The sequence below is a fragment of the Microcystis ichthyoblabe FBCC-A1114 genome (assembly GCF_050500245.1).
Classification (GTDB): Bacteria; Cyanobacteriota; Cyanobacteriia; order Cyanobacteriales; family Microcystaceae; genus Microcystis; species Microcystis ichthyoblabe_A.
The window spans coordinates 2,498,530-2,519,182 of sequence record NZ_CP191408.1; the positions used below are offsets into that span (position 1 = coordinate 2,498,530).

Consider the following 20,653-nt stretch of genomic DNA (forward strand, 5'->3'; position numbering starts at 1 on the left):
ACAGAAAGTTTTAACCTAGACAAGCGGCTAAGTCTTTTGCGGGGGTGGTAATCGGCTGCAGATGATAGGTATCGGAGAGGAATTTGAGGACGTTAGGGGAGATAAATGCCGGTAAAGTTGGTCCCAGACGGATATTTTGAATACCTAGATGCAGCAGGGTGAGCAGTACAGCGATCGCTTTTTGTTCGTACCAAGAGATAATTAGGGAGAGGGGAATCTCGTTGACGCTAACGTTAAAAGCGTTGGCTAATCCTAGGGCGATTTTGATGGCACTATAGGCATCGTTACATTGTCCCACGTCCATCAGCCGGGGTAATCCTTCGATGCTACCTAATTGTTTGTCGAAAAAGCGGAATTTTCCACAGGCAAGGGTTAAAACGATGCAATCTTCGGGGACTTGTTCCACGAATTCGGTGTAGTAATTGCGATCGGGTTTTGCCCCATCGCAGCCCCCAACTAGGAAGAAGTGACGGATTTTACCCTGTTTAAGGGCATTAACCAGCGTATCAGCGACACTGAGAACGGTATTGTGGGCAAATCCCACCATTACCTGCCGAGGTTCGCTTATTTCAGTAAATCCGGGCAATGATTGCGCTTTAGCAATCACGGGACTAAAATCGATCGCACCGTCCACTGTTTCTAAGCGGTTAATATGGGCATAACCCACAGGTCCGAGGGTAAAGAGTTTACTTTCATAGTTTTCGTGGGGGGGCATGAGACAATTAGTAGTTAAAACTATTGCCCCCGGAAACTTAGCAAACTCTTTAGTTTGATTTTGCCAGGCGGTGCCATAATGACCGTAGAGATGGGGATATTTTTCTTTGAGTTTTGGATAACCGTGGGCGGGTAATAATTCTCCGTGGGTGTAGACTGTTATCCCAGTATTGGCAGTTTGTGCCAGTAAAGCCGCTAATTGTTTAATATCATGGCCGGAGACTAAAATGGCTTTACCTAGACGCGGATTTAAGGGAACATTTGTCGGTATGGGATGACCGTAGGTTTCGGTATGACCTTGATCTAATAATTCCATGGCCCGCAGGTTTGCTGCCCCAACTTTTAGACAGATTGCCACCCAATCATTCAGGTTTAAATCACTGCGGTCAATCGCCGCTAAAGTCTCTTGGATAACCTGATAAACTGAGTCATCCTCTTGACCTAATTCCTGAGCGTGGAAAGTATAGGAAGCAAGACCTTTAACTCCGTAGATAGCGGTTAACTTTAGGGAAAAAATATCGAGGTCTTGTACTTTTTCAATTAGTTCTAAGGATACTTCTTGACCTTGGCTGACTAGACTCTCATTAAAATTAGGCTGATAGTTAGCAAGTGCAGACCAGTCCAGCGATCCCAATTGTGCTTTTAAATTTTCCCGAATCTCTAAACAACGCTGAATATAATCGGTAAAACGTCTTTGATCGAAGTTCACATTGGTCATGGTGGCGAAAAGCGACTCGCAGGTAAAAATATCGGCTTCGCGAGTAGATATTGCCGCTTCTTTGGCTTTTAAAACCACCGATGCTAATCCCCGCAGACAATAAACTAATAAGTCTTGAACGGCGTTGACTTCGGGACTTTTTCCACAGGCTCCCCACTGATGACAACCATTACCACTAGCGGTTTGTTCGCATTGTTCACAAAACATAAGTTTTCTCTCTTTTTTTCAGTAGATTGACAGATTGTTGCGATTTTTTTCTACTAAATTGAATTCTGCTTTTTTGAAAGTTAGTTATCGGCCTTCACCCGGCAGGAATTATGGATTTTACGACTGGAAAGCTTGTCTTGACAGCCTCTACTCTCTGAACTATGTTTTTATTCTCTCACTTTTTTTGCCAGTTGGGTTCTGATTTTAGATTTCCTCAAGAATTACTGATTAAACAATTATTTAGTTGTCTTAAGTAAATTAAGTATTTTTGGTGATTTTTATGATATAATGAGCGAGATTTTCGATTTTTAGGTGGGTGGTTGCCAGTGTCATAGCAATCGGTCTCCTGATTAGGATAGAAAGTTGGAACTTAAAAGTTATTATCGCCTAACTGTGATGATGGGATTGCTTTCGACATAGATAGTTATCTCTTTTGTTATTTACTTAACTTAACCGATTATCTCGCCGAATCTACTCAAAATCTTTATCTGTTTTCGCCAGATCCTGATATTTGACATCAAGACTGATGAACGATTTATTTTATTAGTGGTATTCCGAGATCTTTGCAGATTTTATTAGCGAGAATATCCCTAATTTCCGTATGTCTTGGAATCGCAGATCTTTTATTTAATTGGGGGTTAAACCACCAAGAATGGCTAGGACTTGCTGAAAAAGTACGGGCGAAGCATTCGGATAGAAAATCTACGGTTTCACCGATAGGTTATTGTCCGAATGCTTCGCCCCTACAGGACGCGGGCCGATGAAGACGCAAGGTTTTGAACGACGATTCTCTCAAAATCTTGCACCTGTGAGAGCAAAACAGAACCCTAAAACTCTTACCTCGTCTATATTTCACATTTATTCAGCAAGCCCTATCTACCAATCTATCTGAACAGGATATTTTGCTAATATTGAATCATGGCTAATCAGTCTAGCATTTTCAAGATTAGCTTGAGCAACTAACAAGCGGTCAAATGGATCTTTATGGATGTTAGGTAAAGTATTTAAAGCTAAAACATGGCTGACTGTAATTGATAAAAGGCCAATTTGGTTAGTTTCCTGCTGAGTATTAATCATTTCTGCTAAAGGTATCTTGAGTGATAGTTTACCTAGTTGTAGTTTGATTTGCATTTCCCAAATACTTGTAATACTAAGTAATAGCGTATTACTAGGATCTCTACACAGTTCTAAAGCTCTTTGAGAGAGTTTTTCTGGTTCGCTATCCCACCAAATAAATGTATGGGTATCTAAAAGAAATTTCATGATTCACCTGTCCAAAATTCTTCAGGAAGTGGCTCATCAAAATCTTCGCTAGTCCTAATTTTTCCAGCGTGTAGTCCTGGTTGTCGTAACTTAGGAGAAGGAGTTTCAGACGTTGTTTTTTCAGTATCTCCCCAAGGAATTAGACGAGCTACAGGCTTGTTTCCTTCGGTTATAATAATTTCAGTATCTACCTTTATTAAGGCAAGTAGTTCTTGTAAAGTTAACTGTACTTGATTGAGATCAATAGTTTTGTTTGACATGAATAATTTTCTCTCTTTATTTACTTCACAAAATAAAACAGGATTCAGTGATAACTGCCTCACAAGTTAATAAAGGTTTGGCAACTTTTTCCCATTGCTGAATTGCCCAATTGTGATAATTATCACTCCGGTCGAGAACGGCGACTAAGACCCCCGTATCTAGAATTACTCTTTTAAGCATATTAGACTAGATGCTTCTTTTTAAATTCCCTCTTTTTTAGGGATAAATCTCCTTTACCACTGTCTAAACACCCCACTAAGTCTCCGGCTGATTCTAAAGCAGAAATTTCTCTTTCTCCCTCATGAATTGCTGTCTTATCTGCTTTAAGTTGCAAAAATTCAATAAACTCTATTACTTGTTGTTGTTGTGGGTTGAGGGTTTGCAGTTTTTCTAAAATGGTTTGTTGGTGGGTGTTTGCCAGTGTCATAGCAATTGTTCTCCTGATTAGGATCGAAAGTTGTGACTTAAGAGTTATTATACCCTAACTCTGATGATAGGATTGCTTTCAACATAGATAGTTATCTCTTTTGTTATTTATTTAACTTAGCAATGATTGAAACCGCTCATCTCCCCGAATCTGCTCAAAATCCTTATCTGTTTTCGCCATATCCTGATATTCGACATCAAGATTGATGGCGCTTTGTAAGTTTTCGATAGCTAATTCCACATTATTTTGTAAGCCATAACAGCAAGCTTTATTGTAGTAAGCATCAGCATCATTTGAATTAATTTTAATAGCTTGATCGAAGGCTGCGATCGCTTGTTCAAATCTGCGTAAATTCCTTAACGCAATCCCTCGGTTGTTCCAAGCTTTATGGTAATCGGGTTTAAATTCTAAAGCTCGATCGAAGGCTGCGATCGCTTGTTCAAATCTGCGTAAATTCCTTAACGCAATCCCTCGGTTGTTCCAAGCTTGATGGTAATCGGGTTTAATTTCTAAAGCTCGATCGTAGGATGCGATCGCTTGTTCAAATCTGCGTAAATTATCTAAGGCAATCCCTCGGTTGTTCCAAGCATAAGGGTCATCGGGTTTAATTTCTAAAGCTTGATCGTAGGATGCGATCGCTTCTGCAAATCTGCCTAAATTACCTAACGCATTCCCTCGGTTGTTCCAAGCTTCATGGTAATCGGGTTTAATTTCTAAAGCTCGATCATAGGATGCGATCGCTTGTTCAAATCTGCCTAAATCATCTAACGCATTCCCTCGGTTGTACCAAGCATCATGGTAATCGGGTTTAATTTCTAAAGCTCGATCATAGGATGCGATCGCTTGTTCTAATCTGCCTAAATCATCTAACGCATTCCCTCGGTTGTTCCAAGCTTCATGGAAATCGGGTTTAAATTCTAAAGCTCGATCCCAGGATGCGATCGCTTGTTCGTATTCTTTTCCCATTTGATGAATTAAGCCTTTTTCATGCCACAATTCAGATGCTTGAACAGGATCGAGAGATGGGGAATCGCTTAAATAGGCTTTAATTTCGGCTAACTTTTCCTGTCGTTGTTGGGGAGTGAATTGTTGATAGGTATCGAGATCGCCGTCTAAATAAACCAGTCTTTCAATTTCTCTTTCCAATATGTCCTTATCCGTCGGAAATTCATAAACTCCCGAATACCAATCAAAAAAATCCGACGCACGACGAATAAAATACCGCAAGGCAAATTCCGGCAATAGGAATACTAAAGTAAAGGGAAATTGCCGCTCAAATCGCTCACGGGATAGGTTTAAATAGCCTAAAATCTTAGGAACTCCGGCCCAGGTTCCCCCATAAACCGGACTTTGACTCGACAAGAAATAGCCTTCACTTTCCGCTTCTTCGTAGCGCAGTAGTGCATTTTCTAAACCGCGCACAAAAAGAATGTTTAGATTTGTATAATTTGGTAGATCGACAATTTTCTCATACAAATTATCGGTTTCTGAATCAAGCTGCAGGACTTGAATATTTTTATTAGGTAAATCTTGACTGACTCTCCGAATAATCTCATCAGCTTGCACGGGAGAACAGCGAACAAAGAGTAAATTAAAGCCATTTTTTCGTCTCAGCGATCGCAGTAATGATTGATAGGATTCTGCTGCTGTTAGGGGTTGCTCTTCTCGCAATCCTTCAAAATCCGACTCCTGAAAGTTAGTTAAGGGTTTTACTTTTGGGTTTGTCATTATTATATATAGCTGTATTCAGATTTATGAGGTACACTAATTTTCTCACCTGTTCCCTGTTTCCCGCTCCCCATTCATCATTCATAATTCATCATTCATAATTCATCATTAAACTCCTTAATTTTGGTAATTAAAGGATGCACATCATACCAACTTTTCAACTCTGCATCTGCATCAAAATAAGCATATTGTAAAATACAACGATTGAATAATAATTTACGATGAGCTTCATCATTTTGAATTTCGTTGGTACGATATACCTTAGCCAGAATTTTCCACTGCTCATGTTCTACTGTTCTCTGATAGACATCTCTAGCTTGGGTTATTGCTCTTTGAGCAGCTTTTGCGGTAATAGGTAAAGCATCCACATGATCTAAAGCGGTTTGCATTAATAAAATTAGGTTTCGTACATGACCTCCAGTCATTAAACATAATCGCTCCAGAACTTCTTGACTTTCAAAAATATCTGTTTCTAGCTTTTTCGTCGGTAAAAATTGCTGCGTTCTTTTCTCAATGATAGCCTTAATTTTTGCCATACCATCAGGATTAATAGTACGATCAAGATTACGAAGCATAATCATCGGTAAAACCATCGGGTCATTATCATAAATATCGCGTAGATCATTGGCCCGATTAGAATAGGCCATTGAAATAGGTATAGTATAAATCAAATGACAATTTAACCCCTTTAATTGATTAGCTCGATCTAAAAAAATCTCATCATGATTAGTTTTATGATCTCGCCGATATATCGGTACAATGCGATCTAAGTTATCAACAATTACCACTAATTTTGTTGAATCATCTAAGACAGTTTTGCTATTATCAATAAACTCATTTAGTGCTGTTAACAGCGTAACAGTATGAGGATTGATTTTATTTCTTATTTCTTGTCTTTGACTGGGAATTGCCCGAATCGCCGCAGACATTTTACCAAAATATTTAATCAATTCTCCCGTTTCTAATTTGACATCTTCCACTTTAATCTCTGTTAAAGCTAAATCAATTAAATCCTGCCAACGGGATTTTATCCAGTTTTTTAATGGGGTTGAATTAGCCTGTTTTAGTTGTTCTAATAAATGGCGCGTACAGGCAATGAGAATATCTGTATATTGAGCATCTTCTGGATCGATATCGTCTTCATCTGCCGCAAAATAAACAACAAAACAATTTTTTTGCTCTAGATATTTTTTCAGCCGCAATAATTCCGTGGATTTCCCCCCTCCTCGATGTCCTGTGTAGAGTTGATGGGTGTAGTCTGTTGGCAGCGAACGAATAATTTTTCTGCCTAAATCTTGACAAACATCAGCATCCGCTCTCACTGCGTTTAGATCCACATAAAAGGGACTATCGGCAGGTAAAGGAACTGGTTTAAAGGCATTAGCAAGCCTAGCGATCAATTGTTCAGACATAGGCGACTATAGCTTAATTGATGTCATTATTATAACAATACTTATTGACAAGATGTTATACCGAATCCGCTTTTAATATTACGACTAACTCTCGATCGAACTTCAAAAACCCAGTTATGGATTTTTTCCCCACTTTCCTAGAATTGATTTATGAATCAACCCTACCTTTAATCCCCCCCTTGATAAGGGGAGTGCCGATCCCCCCTTAATCCCCCCTTGATAAGGGGAGTGCCGATCCCCCCTTAATCCCCCCTTGATAAGGGGGGTGCCGATCCCCCCTTAATCCCCCCTTGATAAGGGGAGTGCCGATCCCCCCTTAATCCCCCCTTGATAAGGGGGATGCCGATCCCCCCTTAATCCCCCCTTGATAAGGGGGGCATCTGATAGTTTTTAACACCTACCTAGTTAGAATAATCGACTAAACCTAATAAATCCCGATTAATCGGACAAAATAGGGAAATTTGCCCATTCATGGGCCAGAGGAGAGAAAAATTGTCAGACCATCGGGAAAAAGTGACAGGGGAAAAATTTTTCTAGACTGGAGTAGCCAAAAAATCCCAGTCCGGTTAAAATTGATTATCGATCGATTGTGTGAGGAGTCCGACCCCCATGACCAATAAACACACAGCAAGGCTGCTGGGTAGTTACCTGCAGCGCCTGCCTGCTCATAGCTGGCTCATCCTAGTTTTTTGGGCTTTGATTATCGCTCCAGTCCAAGCTGCTGTCGAATTACGCATTGCCATCAGTAAAGGTGTTAGCGCCGTCTCCGTGGGTAGTTCCACCGATGCTGTGGTGAAAGATGGGGCCGGGAGAGTCCTAGGAGAATTAACCGCCATGAATGCCCTCAATGCTAATCCCAGAGGAAAAGCGGTGGGTTTGGCCGATTGGCAGGCCAGTCAATTGATCATCGAACCGGAGAATGATGGTTACGTCTGGATTAATGATCGCTGGTATCGAGGACGCACAAGGATCATTCGGCAAGGTTCTGGGGTGACAGCCCTAAATTTAGTCGATTTAGAGGAATATCTCTATAGTGTCGTCGGTGCGGAGGCGATTCCCTCCTGGCCGCAAGAGGCCCTAAAAGCCCAATCTGTGGCGGCGCGTACCTATGCTCTCTACCAAATGAATACTTCTGGTAATCGCATCTACGATCTCGATACTACCACCCGCACCCAAGTTTATAAGGGTCTAGAAAGCGAGTTTACTAGCACCCACGAGGCGGTTAATGCCACCGCCGGACAAATTATGAGTTTCAACGGCAAACCGATTTTAGCGGTGTTTCACTCCTCCTCCGGGGGTCATACGGAAAATGTCGAAGATGTTTGGAATTCCCCCTTACCCTACCTGCGCGGTGTCGTCGATTACGACCAAGTCGCCCCGGTATTCCAGTGGTCAAAAAACTTTAGCGCCGGGGAATTAGGCCGTTTAATTGGTGGTGTTGGTCGTGTGCGATCGCTATCTCCCGAAAGAACCACTCCCCACGGACGGGTGATTAGAATGCGTATAGTGGGCGATCAAGGCTCTAAATTGATCTCTGATACCCAATTACGGCGATTCCTGGAGCTGCGGAGTACCCTATTCACGATTTCAGCTAATAACGGTACTTTTGCCATTAATGGTCGCGGTTTCGGTCATGGGATCGGTTTAAGTCAATGGGGCGCTTTTTCCCTCGCTGACCAAGGGGTGACTTATGACCGCATTCTCAGCCATTATTATCAAAATGCTCGTTTGACTGAAATGCCCAATTAAAAAGGCTGTCAGCCATTTCCAGTAAACTGATCACTGATAACTGATAACTGATTGTGAGATAATGTCTAATCTCACTTGTAATTTTTGACTTGCATGACCATCGTTACCGAAGCCTTAACCGAGTTGGAACCAGTCATAAAAACTACCTTTACCGTTGAGGAAATTCGCCAACTACTGCCCCATCGTTATCCCTTTGCCCTAGTTGATCGCATTATTGACTATGTACCAGGTAAAAAAGCCGTTGGCCTAAAAAATGTCACGATCAACGAGCCTTTTTTCCCCGGTCATATTCCCAGTCGTCCCTTGATGCCGGGGGTGTTAATTGTTGAATCCATGGCCCAAGTGGGGGGAGTGATTTTGACCCAATTACCCGGGATGAAAGGGAAATTTTTTGCCTTCGCTGGCATTGATAAAACCCGTTTTCGTCGTCCTGTGGTGCCGGGAGATCAATTAATTATGACGGTGGAATTATTATCCTTCAAGATGAATAAAATTGCTAAAATGCAAGGGGAAGCAAGAGTCGATGGGCAATTGGCCGCCCAGGGTGAAATGATGTTTTCTGTCTTTGATTGACCTATGAATTTTGATCGAGATCGTCTCCGACAAGAACTAAATTTATTTGCTATTCTAGGGGCTTTTATTACCAATATTTTCGCTAATATTTTTCCTCTTAAGGGCGAAAATATCGGGGCTATCTCGAATACAGTTTTTCAAGATGTCTTAATTGTTCCCGCTAATTATGCTTTTGCGATCTGGGGATTAATTTATCTGGGTTTAATTAGTCTGGGAATTTACCAAGCTTTGGCTTTTAATAAAACTGAACCACGTTTGCGTCGGTTAGGCTACGAATTAGCCATTGCTAGTGCTTGTCAGATTCTCTGGGTAGTTCTCTTTCAATTGCGTTTTTTTACCCTGTCTTTACTGGCAATGCTAGGCATTTTAATCCCTCTCATCCGGCTTTATCTTCGCTTAGAAATTAATCGCTTGATTGTGAATCGTAAACAGGGTTTATTAGTTAATGCTCCTATTAGTATTTATTTCGCTTGGATTAGCGTGGCCACGATTGTCAATGTCGCTTCGGTGCTAGATTGGATCGACTGGCAGCGATGGGGTCTAACTGACCAGATCTGGACGGTAATAATTCTGCTTATCGGGGCGATAATCGCGATTTTAGTCGGTTTAAAAAGAAAAGATCGGGCTTTTATCGGGGTGTTTATCTGGGCTTTTTTGGCGATCGCTGTTAAACAGATTTCTCTGCCTCTAATTGCGATAACAGCGATTATATTAGCGATTACCCTAACTTTTCTGGTTTTTCGTGGCAATTTTCGCCCTCTGAGTCGTTAAAATGCGGGATCACAGCGAATTTCGACGATAAAGCCATCGGGATCGTAGAAGTAAACCCCTCTCCCAGTCGGCCGGGTTACGGGTCCACTAGCAATAGTAATTCCCTGACTTTGTAGCACTTCTAGGGCAAAATCGAAGCATTCCGGGGCAATATCGAAGGCTAAATGGTTGGCACGGGTAAAAGCGATTTCGGGATTGTCGTCGGGAGGGTTTAAATCTGGTTCCCAAAATAGGTCAATTACTGTACCATCGGGGGTGATAAAATTGGCCACTTTTCCCTGGGCAACTAATTCTTTTAAGGTACTGGGAATTTTTTCCCCCACTAATTCCTCTAATCCTAATATTTCCCCATAAAAATGACGAGAGGCATCCATATCTTTGACGTTGAAAGCGATATGATGAACTTTTCGCAGTTGACCGATTTTGAGTTTTTTCGCAGTTACGAAAGGGCTAATAGTCATTTTAGTTATCATTTATCAGTAAAGGATTGGGGGATTTTTCAGTGGACAGTAATCAGTAATCAGTGAAAAGACAGCACTATTAATGTCATTTAATACTCCTCATTTAATACCGTTAACTGATAACTGATAACTGATTGGCGACTTAAGAGTTAATTTTTTGCAATAATTGTCGAATGGATTCGGCATCTTGAGCGTTGGGTAGGAGAGCGAGATAGAAGCCTAAATCCTGTTGCGCTTGGCTGAGTTGTCCAATTTGATAGTAAACTAAACCTCGATCGCGCAGCTCTAGGGGATGATTAGGAATGAGCAAAAGTAGTAGATCTATTGTCCGAATTGTCTGAGACCATTGTTGACGATTCAGGTAAATATATTTTAAATTAGTCAACAAACGTAATAAAATTTGCTGATTGGTAGCAATATTGAGAAAATGTTCTTCTAATTTAACTGACTGTTGATAAATTTGACTTAATCTTTCTTGACAGTCCTGTTTAAATAGGATTTCACCACCGTGAAAGGGATCGACAAAAATTTCCACTTCCTCGAAATCGGGACGGATAATAAAATGCCCTGGCATACCAATTCCTACCATAGGAAAATCGATCTGTTTGGCAATCTCTAAATAGATAATCGAGAGAGTGAGCGGAATACCAGTGCGGCGATCAATTACGTCATTTAAGTAGCTGTTGCGGGGGTCATAGTATTCTTGGGTATTACCGGTAAATTGTAAATCTTCAAACAAATATTGATTGATAACCTTGACTATTTTTAAAGGATATAATCTATCGGGTAGGCGTTTTTTTACCTCGTCAGCCATTAAGTTTATCCTATTTAAATAGTGATCAATCTTGAGACGGGGATATTCAAAATTGGCTATTTGTAGAGCTGCCCGAGCTAGATTTATCTCATGATCAGGATGTTGAATTGTTTCGATGAAGGCCTGGTATAAGAGTTCAAGGGTCATTAGAAAAGGGTATTAATCAGATTATCAACTATTTTAACCGATCCTTCTGGTTTTATCGCTTCTCTTTTCTGATCACTATTAAAGATTCAGCGCTTTAGATGAGCTTTCCCCGGAGGAGTAACGAGAAATCTTGTCAAGGTCTAGATTAACCACCGCTTTTTCTAAAGGGATCGTGCGACAATTTTTAGATTGATCCTGCACTTGATAAACTAATTGATTTGTCCAATCTAAAGCAGTTAACCAACCACTTTGGGGATGATAAACCCCAGTTTCAATGTCTAGCCAACCGCTGCCGCGAGCTAGTTGCCCCGGCTTGACATCGGGAAAGGTAAAGGTTAAAGTATGACCTGTGATGATTAGTTTATCCTTGAAATAGGGTTGGGTCATGGTATGAAATTCGTTTCTAATCCAACAAAACTCCTCGTTTGTTTGCTGTTCAAGGGGATATTCTGGGTGTACTCCCGCATGAACTAACCAAATATCTCCTAGGTCTAAATAAGCGGGTAGGGATTGGAACCAATTGATATGCTCGGCGGGTATATTGTTATTATAACTTAGTAGTGTCGCCGCCCCGCCACTCTCGATCCAACCGTTTAACCATCTTTCAGAAACTTCTTTTCCTGCTAAAGCTTTTAAGAGCATATATTCATGATTTCCTAGGAGACACTGGTAGTTATTTTTGATGACAAAATCCACCACTTCTAAGCTCTGCTCTCCTCGATCAATTAAATCCCCCAGAAAATAAACCTCATCCTCACTATCAGGAGCAACTCGGTTTAATAGTCGCAAAAGTGCCTGAAAATTGCCATGCACATCTCCGATAATAATACGACGCGGTTCTTGAGTTTGTTTCCCTATGTTTCTAAAAAACATACACCCCTCCCTAATCCCTGAGATTGCTACTCTTTTATTGCTAAAAAAGTAGTTTTTATATAGTCTTAATTTTATTATAGGACAAGCTTTTCCCTTTGACAGTCACTCCCTCCTAAGAACCGCCAGAGAAAGGCTGTAATTATTTTGTAAAGTATTTTTACAATCTCTGGACAGAGAGCGGTCGGGTTATGGTACTATTTTTTTATGATCAGTTTTTATATAATTGGACATCAGCACTCATAGGTAAACGCAAAGATTCCCATTGTATAAAAAAGTATCTCAAAAAAATGCTCCCTTGTCAAGCATCATCAAAAAAAAAGTTTTTTTTTGAGATTATAATAAAAAAAAATTAGTTTTCTGCTGCTATGATAACCCTAATTAACGCTAGAATTCCCGCCCATCAGGATCGACAACAAATAGAGATAAATGCTGCGGGAAAGATCGAGAGAATCACGGAGATGGGGGGAAGGAAAAAAGGGGAAAAGATTATCGATATGGAAGGGGATTGGCTATCCTTAGGAGGAGTAGATTTACAGATCAATGGAGGATTAGGATTAGCATTTCCTGACTTAGAAATAACAGATCTAGAAAAATTAGATAAGATTAGCGATTATCTGGGGAATCAAGGAATTGATGGTTATCTTCCCACCCTAGTCACCACGTCCGTGGAGAAATTTCAAAAATCACTCTCAGTAATTGCCAAATATATCGAAAAACAGCAACAGGAAAATCGATCGAGCGCCCAGGTTTTAGGAGTACATTTAGAGGGACCATTTTTAAACTATGAAAAAAGGGGAGCGCATCCGGGACAATATCTTTTAAACCCAAGTATAGAAACAGTAGATAAAATTTTTGGGGACTACTTATCGATTGTAAAAATTATCACTCTAGCACCAGAATTAGATAGTAGCGGTACGGTGATTAAATACCTAAGCGATCGAGGAATTACCGTCAGTTTAGGACATTCGCAAGCGAGTCAAGAAATAGCCAAAAAAGCCTTTTTGCAAGGGGCAAAAATGGTTACTCATGCCTTTAATGCCATGCCTCCTTTACATCATCGTCAACCAGGTTTATTAGGGGAAGCAATTATCAATCGCGAGGTGTATTGTGGGTTAATTGCCGATGGTCAACACATCCATCCAACCATGATAGAATTATTACTAAAAGCCAGTAATTATCATCAAGGAATTTTCTTAGTTAGTGATGCTTTAGCACCGATTGGTTTAGGGGATGGTGTCTATCCTTGGGACGAGAGAGAAATTGAAGTCAAACAGGGAACAGCAAGACTTTTTGACGGTACTTTAGCGGGAACAACATTACCCTTATTACAAGGAGTAGCCAATTTAGTTAACTGGGGAATATGTGATTTAGAAACGGCAATTCTTCTAGCGACAGAATCCCCCAGAAAAGCGATCGGATTAGCGGGTTTATCAGTGGGACAACCTGCCAACTTTTTGCGCTGGCAATCGGCATCAAATTGGGAAAGATTGGATTTCCGTCAGCATTTTGGACTCTAACTGTTGAATGAGGGTATCAAGATCGACTTCGAGGCGATCAAAACATTCAGGAGGAGAAAGATCGGGTTGAAAATAAATCAATTTTACCTGACCATCACCGATAGCGACTATAGCCACTTCTTCGCTGGGATTATAGCGATAAATAATCCCAAGCATCTCTTGAATTTTACAATTAACCTTGCGATTTAATTTCTCTAGGGACTCCCTAGAACAACAGACAAAATGAGGCTGAGGTTTAAGATCGATGCCTAGGGTTTCTTGAGCATCTTCTCCCCATTCCGAGAGTAAACCCCACATTAAACCGGCTAATTCCTGTTGATTTTCTTGCACAAATTGATCTAATTGATAGCGCCATTGATTAGCGGGATCATCGGGTATTGCTTGTTCAAATCTCATCATTAGCCTCTTTTCAGTTATCAGTTATCAGTTATCAGTTATCAGTCATCAGTTATCAGTTATCCGTTATCAGTCCTTAATAAGGGGGGTGCCGATCCCCCCTGCCCCCCTTGATAAGGGGGGTGCCGATAGGCGGGGGGATCCCCCTTAATAAGGGGGGAAAGCTGACAATTTTTAACACCTACCTACTTATCGACGGTACTCATCACCGCAATCACCGATTAACTGCAATAAATCCTGGGATTTTTGCAAGACATGATCAATTTTTTGATAGTCTTGGGGGGATAATTGAAAATCGAAAATACGGGCATTTTCTTGGATATGTTCAGCAACACCCAAACGCACCCCGATAATTGCCCCAGCTACGGCTTTTTGTTCAAGAACGTAACGCACTGCCACATTAGGAATGGTGACATGATAGGAATCAGCGATCGCTTTAAGAACAGTTAATAATTCTTGGAATAATTGCCAGTTTCCCCAAGCATCGATCATGTTTTTATATTTCCGTAAACTAGCGGTATTGAGACTCATGGCATTGGGTTCAGGATGACCGAGATATTTAGCTCCTAATAAGCCTCCTGCTAGAGTACCATAGGCCAGGAGATAGATGTTATGTTCTTGGCAAAACTGCGCCATTTTGACGAGGGGACGGCGATCAATCAGGGAAAACTGGACTTGATTGGAGACTATTGTAATCCCGGCGCTGAGAATAATTTTTAAATGTTCCGTGTCGAAATTAGTCAAGGCTAGGTGTTTAATTTTGCCTTCCTGTTGTAATTCCCCTAAAAAATATAAGGCATCTAGATAATTTTTATCGCGATAATCCCACCAGTGAAACTGCAATAAATCGAGACTATCCACATCCATGCGACGCAGGGAAATAGCGATATTTTTTGCGACTATTTCCTTAGTCATTTTACCCGGACGGGGAACCCATTTAGTGAAAGCTTGCAGATTATTTAAAGCATCAATACCCCTTTGAGCGACTAATTGACGACGAAATTCACCGATAAAATCTTCAGCCGGACCGTAATGATCGGCCAGATCCCAAGTGGTGAAACCGGCATCTAGATAGGAGAACATACTAGGGATCGCTTTTTGGGGTGCGATCGAACCATGGGTGCCTGAAACTTGCCACATTCCGTTCAAAATACGACAAATTTCCAGATCGGGGGTAAACTGTAAGCGACGAGATTCGGACATGGGGACTTTTCAGTGATCAGTAAACAGTAAACAGTAATCAGTGAAAAGACAGCAGAAAACTGCCATTGAATACTGCTCACTTAATATTCTATTCTCCTACTGACCACTAATCACCGATTACTGATTCAAGACAGATCGATCGTCCCTGTCTGGAAAAACGCAGTCAAGGGGAAGACTTTCGGAAAAATCTCCCCCTGTTTAGGTTTTTGCTGCTCAATTTTTGCCCGGTTAATATTCCACTTCCAATCGCGCTGCGGTGACAGCATCAAAAGCGAAAGCGAGAACTATAGGCATAGGACAAGCGAGGATGACACAGAGAATTAAAGCTGTCACAGTCAATCCAATCGCCATTCCTAACCAAAGTTTTTCGGCAGGGGATAGACCTTTTTGACGCTTAATATTTTGTAACACTTTGGTGGGAATTGGTTCTGGCATGACGGCATTGGGAGGGAATGCCCAATAATTACTGTAGCGTTCGAGAAATAGCTCTGTCCAGCCGTTTTCTTGACACCATTCTTGAATCCATGGTTCGTGAAAGTGTTTCATTGCTTCCCTGTTGACTTTTTCTGGTGATTACTTTAAACATCTCTTGATGCGAACTTCATCCTAGCAAAGCTATCTTAAGGGTCGATCGGATTCAATAAAACTTAATATATGAGTAGTCGGTGGGTAAAATGTATTCTAAGATACAGTGCCAGCGAACGACCAGAACGAACCACAAAGACACAAAGGACACAAAGATCGATCGCTCCTATATAAGTTAAACCGATCACACAAAAGGAAATAATTGTTAAAAAATTTCGGTTCTTGATTCGGTACAGATTGCCTGTAATTTTTGGTCCCAAGTATCGAGGGGAAGGGTATCGAGATAGGCAAAGTCAAAGACAATCCCGATCGAGGGGATAGCTTGCCATTCGGGGGAATGTAGGAGACGATCAAAATAACCTCCCCCGTAACCTAAGCGATAACCTTGGCGATCGCAAGCGACGGCGGGAATTAACAGTAAGTCCACTTCGGTCGGTAAAATGAGAGGAGCGATCGCTGTTGGTTCATAGATGCCATAACGATTTAATTCTAGGGGATCGTCGGCAGTCCAACAGTGCCAAGTCAGGCTATCTCCGTCACAACGGGGAAAACCCCAGCGATGGTGTTGACAAAATAAGGAACTTAAATCCGGCTCTTGACGATAACTGAAGTAAGCGAGAATGGTTTTAGCGTGTTGAAAGAGGGGTAAAGATTGTAAATTTTTGCAAAGTTGCTGACTATTTTCTTGCCAAATATGCTTAGGAAGCGATCGTCTTTGGGCAATTAGTTGTTTGCGTAATTGGGCTTTTTTGGTAGCAGAATCCATAAAATAAAGATAAATAGGAGAGTAAGTAGCTGGTTATAATTAAATTGAAGATGTATCCCCCCTTAATCCCCCCTTAATAAGCTGTCCTTTAGTCACATCTTTCTTAACATTTCAAACCTTTGTAGCACAAGGCTTTCAAGACTCGGTTAACAATTTGTAATATTCCTTGTTGACACCCTTACTGACAAAGAAAAAACTGAAATCAAGTCAGGATAAGGGTTGGAGTGCTTACTGCAAAAATTGTTAAGAAAGATCCCTATAAGGGATAGCTTAATAAGGGGGGTGTCGATCCCCCCTTAATCCCCCCTTAATAAGCTATCCTTTAGTCACATCTTTCTTAACATTTCAAACCTTTGTAGCACAAGGCTTTCAAGACTCGGTTAACAATTTGTAATATTCCTTGTTGACACCCTTACTGACAAAGAAAAAACTGAAATCAAGTCAGGATAAGGGTTGGAGTGCTTACTGCAAAAATTGTTAAGAAAGATCCCTATAAGGGATAGCCTTAATAAGGGGGGCATCGGACAGTTTTTAACACCTAACTACTTAGTAAGAACGATGCTAAATCTATTTAACTCGCTTTTTGGGCGTTATAACGAGAATATCAAGGCCAATGTGGAAATTTACACGTGGGCAACTTGTCCCTACTGTATTCGTGCTAAATGGTTGCTGGGTTGGAAAGGGGTAAAATACACCGAATACAAGATTGATGGGGATGAAAGCGCTCGTCAAGCCATGGCCGAACGGTCCAACGGTAAACGCAGTGTACCACAGATTTTTATCAATAATGAACATATCGGTGGTTGTGATGATTTGTATGCTTTGGATGGTCAGAAAAAATTAGATAATTTATTGGCTAAATGTGGGACTATCTAAAGTCTATTGACGAAAAAGCCTATGAGAAACATCGGCAATGGATGCAGTTAGCTTTAAATTTAGCGGCAACTGCGGGGGACAGGGGTGATGTACCTGTGGGAGCGGTTATCGTGGATAAACAGAGCAATTTAATCGCTCAAGGGGCTAATTGCAAGGAAAAACACCATGATCCCACCGCTCACGCTGAAATTCTGGCGATTCGTGCCGCTAGTCAAGTGTTAGGCAATTGGCACTTAAATGATTGTACCCTCTACGTCACCCTCGAACCCTGTCCCATGTGTGCTGGAGCAATCATTCAGGCTAGATTAGGATTATTAGTGTACGGTGCTGACGATCCCAAAACAGGAGTTATCCGCACTGTGGCTAATTTTATGGATAGTCCTTTTTCTAACCATCGTTTACTGGTAATCGCGGGAATTTTAGCCAAGGAATCCGGGGAATTATTACAAACATGGTTTGAGAAAAAAAGAAATGTTTAAAGGAGTCAGGGAGATAGGAGTCAGGAGTCAGGAGTCAGGAGTCAATCCTACTGTTAAAAGCGGATTGGGTAAGCTGTTGTGCATCTGAATTTGATATTCGTTTTACCTTGTCTCAACTAGAACTTGAATGCGGACTAGCTGATCACCGATCGTAATATGAGAACAGGAAATCGTTAATCTTCCCTCTGTGCTGATGATTGCCGCTTGTCCCTCGTAGGTGATAGTTATCGCATTACTGATCTGGAGTTACTCTGATTTTACCAATAAGGTAGTTGATATGTACGAGAAACAGGATCTACCTGCATTTGACAAAAGATTGCTACTTCTCCCTCCCAATTCATGTATCGAGAGCCAGGCGTTTCTAGAATTAACTCCGTATCTTTAGGATTGCGATAGAATTGGATATTAGGAGTTTCCTTGTCAAATTCATTTTGATAAAACAAAGATGGCAAATTACTTATTTTCTCTGCAATTGACTCTAGATCATATTGACAACTTGTATGTCGAATCGAACCTGGATACGGCAAGTCTATTGTCTCGACGTGATGTACGGTTTTTACGATAGCTTTCTTTAAATGACGACCGATTCGATATAAATTGGCAAAATGATAACGCAAATCACGGTTTAAAGAAATAGCCGATTTTCCATTCGGATGAATTTCGATATCGGGTCCGATATTGCCATTAGGATGAACTCCTTCCAAGAAATATCCTACGATACGAGCATCTCTGGGAAAAATTTGAATTTTTTTCCTGATCGGCTTTGTGACTATTCTGCGATCCCGTGAGTAAATTACGATAGAACGTAATTGACCGCCATTATGCTTGATTTTATTAACAATAGGGGACAATAAGTTTTTATAATCTTTAATCTCTTCGGGTCTAATTCCCCGCCGCTCGCGGCGTATAATAGAAAAATGAGTGAATACATCCATAAGAGCCATAATGTAAGTGTTTTGCTATATCATTTAGTGTTCCCAGCCAAATATCGTAAAGCCGTTTTCGACGAACAGGTAGATAGCTTGTTGAAAGAAGTCTGTCTAGAGATGGAAAAACGATACGAGATCAAGTTTGTAGAAATTGGAGTGGATAAAGATCATGTGCATTTTCTGGTGCAATCAGTACCGACTTATAGTGTGACAAGGATCGTGACAATGATTAAAAGTATAACGGCGAGAGAAATTTTCAAAAAGTGTCCTCAAGTGAAAAAGCAGTTGTGGGGAGGAGAGTTTTGGAGTGATGGATATTACGCAAGTACGGTAGGAAAGCATGGGGATGAAGGTATGATAGCGAGATATGTAAAAGAACAAGATAAAGAATACCTGCAGCTACACCAAAATCTACAATTGAGTCTATTTTGATTCTGATACCCCGTCCGCTTGCGGCGGGGTAGTTCATTATTATTTTCAAAGTCTTTTTTTGCAGGATTTTTAGCCTTATCTAGCCACTTATCATTATATTTGACTTGATTGGAACTATCATAAGGATGGAGAACCTTAAGAATACGGTAGCAATCATCAATATGAGCCATTAAAGCCTCTAGTAATTCTTTTTGTAAGATAGGCAGTTTCGCTAATGAATAATCGAGACGACCTTCAGCATCAAATAAAGCATGATTTATTCGCTCTATTTCATCTAAAATTGGCCAATTCAAGTCTGAATTGCATCACTGTCTGATCTACCTTTATAGAATACCTCATTCGGGGTACGATAGTCAAGACATTTTCGAGGACGATTGTTAATCAAGTTTACGGCTCTTTCCACCTCCTCTGGCTTAACGATTTTAAAATTCGTTCCCTTAGGGAAAAATTGTCTTAACAGTCCATTGGTATGCTCGTTTAATCCCCTCTCCCACGAATGATAAGGAGTAGCAAAATAAAAATCTGCTCCTAGTTTCTGACTCAACTCTTGATGTCCACAAAATTCTTTAACCTTGTCACAAGTAAAGGTTTTTCTTTTGTCAGGGTGAATCTCTTGAAAAAGTTTTTCTGTGACTCTATTGATTTCCGATGCGGTTTTGTTTTTGGCTAATCCTGCTACTAAAAATTTCGAGGCTTTATCTACATGAGTAACGAGAACTCCTAGATGATTGCCTCCAATCATTGTGTCACTTTCCCAATGACCGATTTCAGTTTTCTGGTCAGCAATTACTGGTCGCTCGCTGATATCTACACGCCCTGGAATCCCTCCACGCTTACTTTTTGCTCCGCCTCGACTCTTTCTTTGACAAAGCCCCCGGCGTAAATATTTCTGGTACTCTCCACATCCGTGATAGTTCTGATAGATCATTTGATAGATGGTTTCGTGACTGAGAGATTCTTGACTGGCTCTTTTCAGACGACCTGCTATTTGTTCGGGACTATGATAATCTTTCAATCCTTCTTTGACCAACTCTAAGGCTGACTCGCTGACATTTTTAAAGGGTTGTTTGGCATTTTTTCGCCTTGTCTCGCTTTCAGCTTGTGCTGTGTCAGGTAGATAGCAGCCAAGAGAACTTTGATTCCTTTTTAATTCCCGTGATATTGTGCTTTGATGACATCCGAGCCAGACGGCCATTTGCCGTTGAGATAAATTTCCCTCCTGACTAAGTTGGTAGAGCAAGTTTCTTTGTTCTATGTTAAGATGTTGGTGGCTCATTTTGGGTCTGATTTGTTTTTGTTAATGATCAGACAGTACCTGATGAGCCTTTCTTTGTCAACTCTTGAGGTTGATG

23 protein-coding genes are annotated in these 20,653 nt (G+C 40.9%); 7 read left to right on the top strand and 16 right to left on the bottom strand.

Annotated features, from left to right (window positions below; translation table 11 throughout):
- Positions 1 to 10: 10 nt before the first annotated feature.
- From hcp to ACQY1Y_RS12070, 7 genes are all read right to left on the bottom strand, one after another.
- On the bottom strand, positions 11 to 1,639 hold the full coding sequence (gene hcp, locus ACQY1Y_RS12040) for a hydroxylamine reductase (RefSeq protein ID WP_430012825.1): 1,629 nt from the start codon (positions 1,637 to 1,639) through the stop codon (positions 11 to 13).
- Between the two features lie 876 nt (positions 1,640 to 2,515).
- Positions 2,516 to 2,902: a type II toxin-antitoxin system VapC family toxin gene (locus ACQY1Y_RS12045; protein ID WP_002734288.1), complete on the bottom strand. Its 387-nt coding sequence runs from the start codon at positions 2,900 to 2,902 to the stop codon at positions 2,516 to 2,518.
- Positions 2,899 to 3,162, bottom strand: a complete 264-nt coding sequence (locus ACQY1Y_RS12050) for a type II toxin-antitoxin system Phd/YefM family antitoxin (protein WP_002752677.1) — start codon at positions 3,160 to 3,162, stop codon at positions 2,899 to 2,901. Before ACQY1Y_RS12050 ends, ACQY1Y_RS12045 begins: the two co-directional genes overlap by 4 nt.
- A gap of 25 nt (positions 3,163 to 3,187) precedes the next feature.
- Positions 3,188 to 3,343, bottom strand: a complete 156-nt coding sequence (locus ACQY1Y_RS12055; protein WP_002733855.1) for a PIN domain-containing protein — start codon at positions 3,341 to 3,343, stop codon at positions 3,188 to 3,190.
- 1 nt (position 3,344) lies between these two features.
- Entirely contained in the window at positions 3,345 to 3,590 is a 246-nt protein-coding gene (locus tag ACQY1Y_RS12060) for a hypothetical protein (protein ID WP_061430649.1), read from the bottom strand.
- Positions 3,591 to 3,701: 111 nt separating this feature from the next.
- Entirely contained in the window at positions 3,702 to 5,318 is a 1,617-nt protein-coding gene (locus tag ACQY1Y_RS12065) for a tetratricopeptide repeat protein (RefSeq protein WP_430012826.1), read from the bottom strand.
- A gap of 95 nt (positions 5,319 to 5,413) precedes the next feature.
- Entirely contained in the window at positions 5,414 to 6,730 is a 1,317-nt protein-coding gene (locus ACQY1Y_RS12070) for a P-loop NTPase fold protein (protein WP_430012827.1), read from the bottom strand.
- Positions 6,731 to 7,339: 609 nt separating this feature from the next.
- Here ACQY1Y_RS12070 and ACQY1Y_RS12075 point away from each other — a divergent pair.
- The 3 genes from ACQY1Y_RS12075 to ACQY1Y_RS12085 all read left to right on the top strand — a co-directional run bounded on the left by ACQY1Y_RS12075 (position 7,340) and on the right by ACQY1Y_RS12085 (position 9,823).
- On the top strand, positions 7,340 to 8,479 hold the full coding sequence (locus ACQY1Y_RS12075) for a SpoIID/LytB domain-containing protein (protein WP_287637295.1): 1,140 nt from the start codon (positions 7,340 to 7,342) through the stop codon (positions 8,477 to 8,479).
- 93 nt (positions 8,480 to 8,572) lie between these two features.
- Entirely contained in the window at positions 8,573 to 9,052 is a 480-nt protein-coding gene (gene fabZ / locus ACQY1Y_RS12080; RefSeq protein ID WP_002734156.1) for a 3-hydroxyacyl-ACP dehydratase FabZ, read from the top strand.
- Between the two features lie 3 nt (positions 9,053 to 9,055).
- Entirely contained in the window at positions 9,056 to 9,823 is a 768-nt protein-coding gene (locus ACQY1Y_RS12085; protein ID WP_430012828.1) for a tryptophan-rich sensory protein, read from the top strand.
- Here the strand turns inward: ACQY1Y_RS12085 and ACQY1Y_RS12090 are convergent.
- The 3 genes from ACQY1Y_RS12090 to ACQY1Y_RS12100 form a co-directional block, all read right to left on the bottom strand.
- Positions 9,820 to 10,284 carry a VOC family protein gene (locus tag ACQY1Y_RS12090; protein ID WP_002734772.1) on the bottom strand — a complete coding sequence of 155 codons (465 nt, stop codon included), beginning with the start codon at positions 10,282 to 10,284 and terminating at the stop codon, positions 9,820 to 9,822. The genes ACQY1Y_RS12085 and ACQY1Y_RS12090 overlap by 4 nt on opposite strands.
- 142 nt (positions 10,285 to 10,426) lie before the next feature.
- On the bottom strand, positions 10,427 to 11,245 hold the full coding sequence (locus tag ACQY1Y_RS12095; protein ID WP_271936084.1) for a SirB1 family protein: 819 nt from the start codon (positions 11,243 to 11,245) through the stop codon (positions 10,427 to 10,429).
- 78 nt (positions 11,246 to 11,323) lie between these two features.
- Entirely contained in the window at positions 11,324 to 12,118 is a 795-nt protein-coding gene (locus tag ACQY1Y_RS12100) for a metallophosphoesterase family protein (RefSeq protein ID WP_002751729.1), read from the bottom strand.
- Positions 12,119 to 12,483: 365 nt separating this feature from the next.
- Here ACQY1Y_RS12100 and nagA point away from each other — a divergent pair, with 365 nt between their 5' ends.
- Positions 12,484 to 13,635, top strand: a complete 1,152-nt coding sequence (gene nagA, locus ACQY1Y_RS12105) for an N-acetylglucosamine-6-phosphate deacetylase (protein ID WP_002794240.1) — start codon at positions 12,484 to 12,486, stop codon at positions 13,633 to 13,635.
- Here the strand turns inward: nagA and ccmS are convergent.
- The 4 genes from ccmS to ACQY1Y_RS12125 all read right to left on the bottom strand — a co-directional run bounded on the left by ccmS (position 13,591) and on the right by ACQY1Y_RS12125 (position 16,585).
- Positions 13,591 to 14,031, bottom strand: coding sequence for a beta-carboxysome assembly chaperone CcmS (gene ccmS / locus ACQY1Y_RS12110; RefSeq protein ID WP_002751731.1), 441 nt, complete (start codon positions 14,029 to 14,031; stop codon positions 13,591 to 13,593). The genes nagA and ccmS overlap by 45 nt on opposite strands.
- A 189-nt stretch (positions 14,032 to 14,220) precedes the next feature.
- The gene (locus tag ACQY1Y_RS12115; protein ID WP_430012829.1) at positions 14,221 to 15,234 is read right to left on the bottom strand and encodes an aldo/keto reductase; all 1,014 of its coding nucleotides are present in this window, start codon (positions 15,232 to 15,234) and stop codon (positions 14,221 to 14,223) included.
- 228 nt (positions 15,235 to 15,462) lie between these two features.
- Positions 15,463 to 15,780 (bottom strand): hypothetical protein, encoded by a 318-nt coding sequence (locus ACQY1Y_RS12120; RefSeq protein ID WP_002733676.1) that lies wholly within the window; start codon positions 15,778 to 15,780, stop codon positions 15,463 to 15,465.
- A 244-nt stretch (positions 15,781 to 16,024) separates the two neighbouring features.
- Complete coding sequence (locus ACQY1Y_RS12125; RefSeq protein ID WP_002751733.1) at positions 16,025 to 16,585, bottom strand: 5-formyltetrahydrofolate cyclo-ligase; 561 nt, start codon at positions 16,583 to 16,585, stop codon at positions 16,025 to 16,027.
- A gap of 558 nt (positions 16,586 to 17,143) precedes the next feature.
- Here ACQY1Y_RS12125 and grxC point away from each other — a divergent pair.
- Positions 17,144 to 17,461 carry a glutaredoxin 3 gene (grxC, locus tag ACQY1Y_RS12130; RefSeq protein ID WP_002751734.1) on the top strand — a complete coding sequence of 106 codons (318 nt, stop codon included), beginning with the start codon at positions 17,144 to 17,146 and terminating at the stop codon, positions 17,459 to 17,461.
- Positions 17,446 to 17,940 carry a tRNA adenosine(34) deaminase TadA gene (gene tadA / locus ACQY1Y_RS12135; protein ID WP_024968786.1) on the top strand — a complete coding sequence of 165 codons (495 nt, stop codon included), beginning with the start codon at positions 17,446 to 17,448 and terminating at the stop codon, positions 17,938 to 17,940. The genes grxC and tadA overlap by 16 nt, the downstream gene beginning before the upstream one ends.
- 257 nt (positions 17,941 to 18,197) lie before the next feature.
- Here tadA and ACQY1Y_RS12140 read toward each other — a convergent pair whose 3' ends face one another.
- On the bottom strand, positions 18,198 to 18,884 hold the full coding sequence (locus ACQY1Y_RS12140) for a hypothetical protein (RefSeq protein WP_430012830.1): 687 nt from the start codon (positions 18,882 to 18,884) through the stop codon (positions 18,198 to 18,200).
- Here ACQY1Y_RS12140 and tnpA point away from each other — a divergent pair.
- Positions 18,858 to 19,301, top strand: a complete 444-nt coding sequence (gene tnpA, locus ACQY1Y_RS12145; protein ID WP_002740761.1) for an IS200/IS605 family transposase — start codon at positions 18,858 to 18,860, stop codon at positions 19,299 to 19,301. The genes ACQY1Y_RS12140 and tnpA overlap by 27 nt on opposite strands.
- A 289-nt stretch (positions 19,302 to 19,590) precedes the next feature.
- On the opposite strand, the gene ACQY1Y_RS12150 is transcribed toward tnpA, so the two are convergent.
- On the bottom strand, positions 19,591 to 20,577 hold the full coding sequence (locus ACQY1Y_RS12150) for an IS30-like element ISMae39 family transposase (protein WP_430012831.1): 987 nt from the start codon (positions 20,575 to 20,577) through the stop codon (positions 19,591 to 19,593).
- Between the last annotated feature and the right edge of the window lie 76 nt (positions 20,578 to 20,653).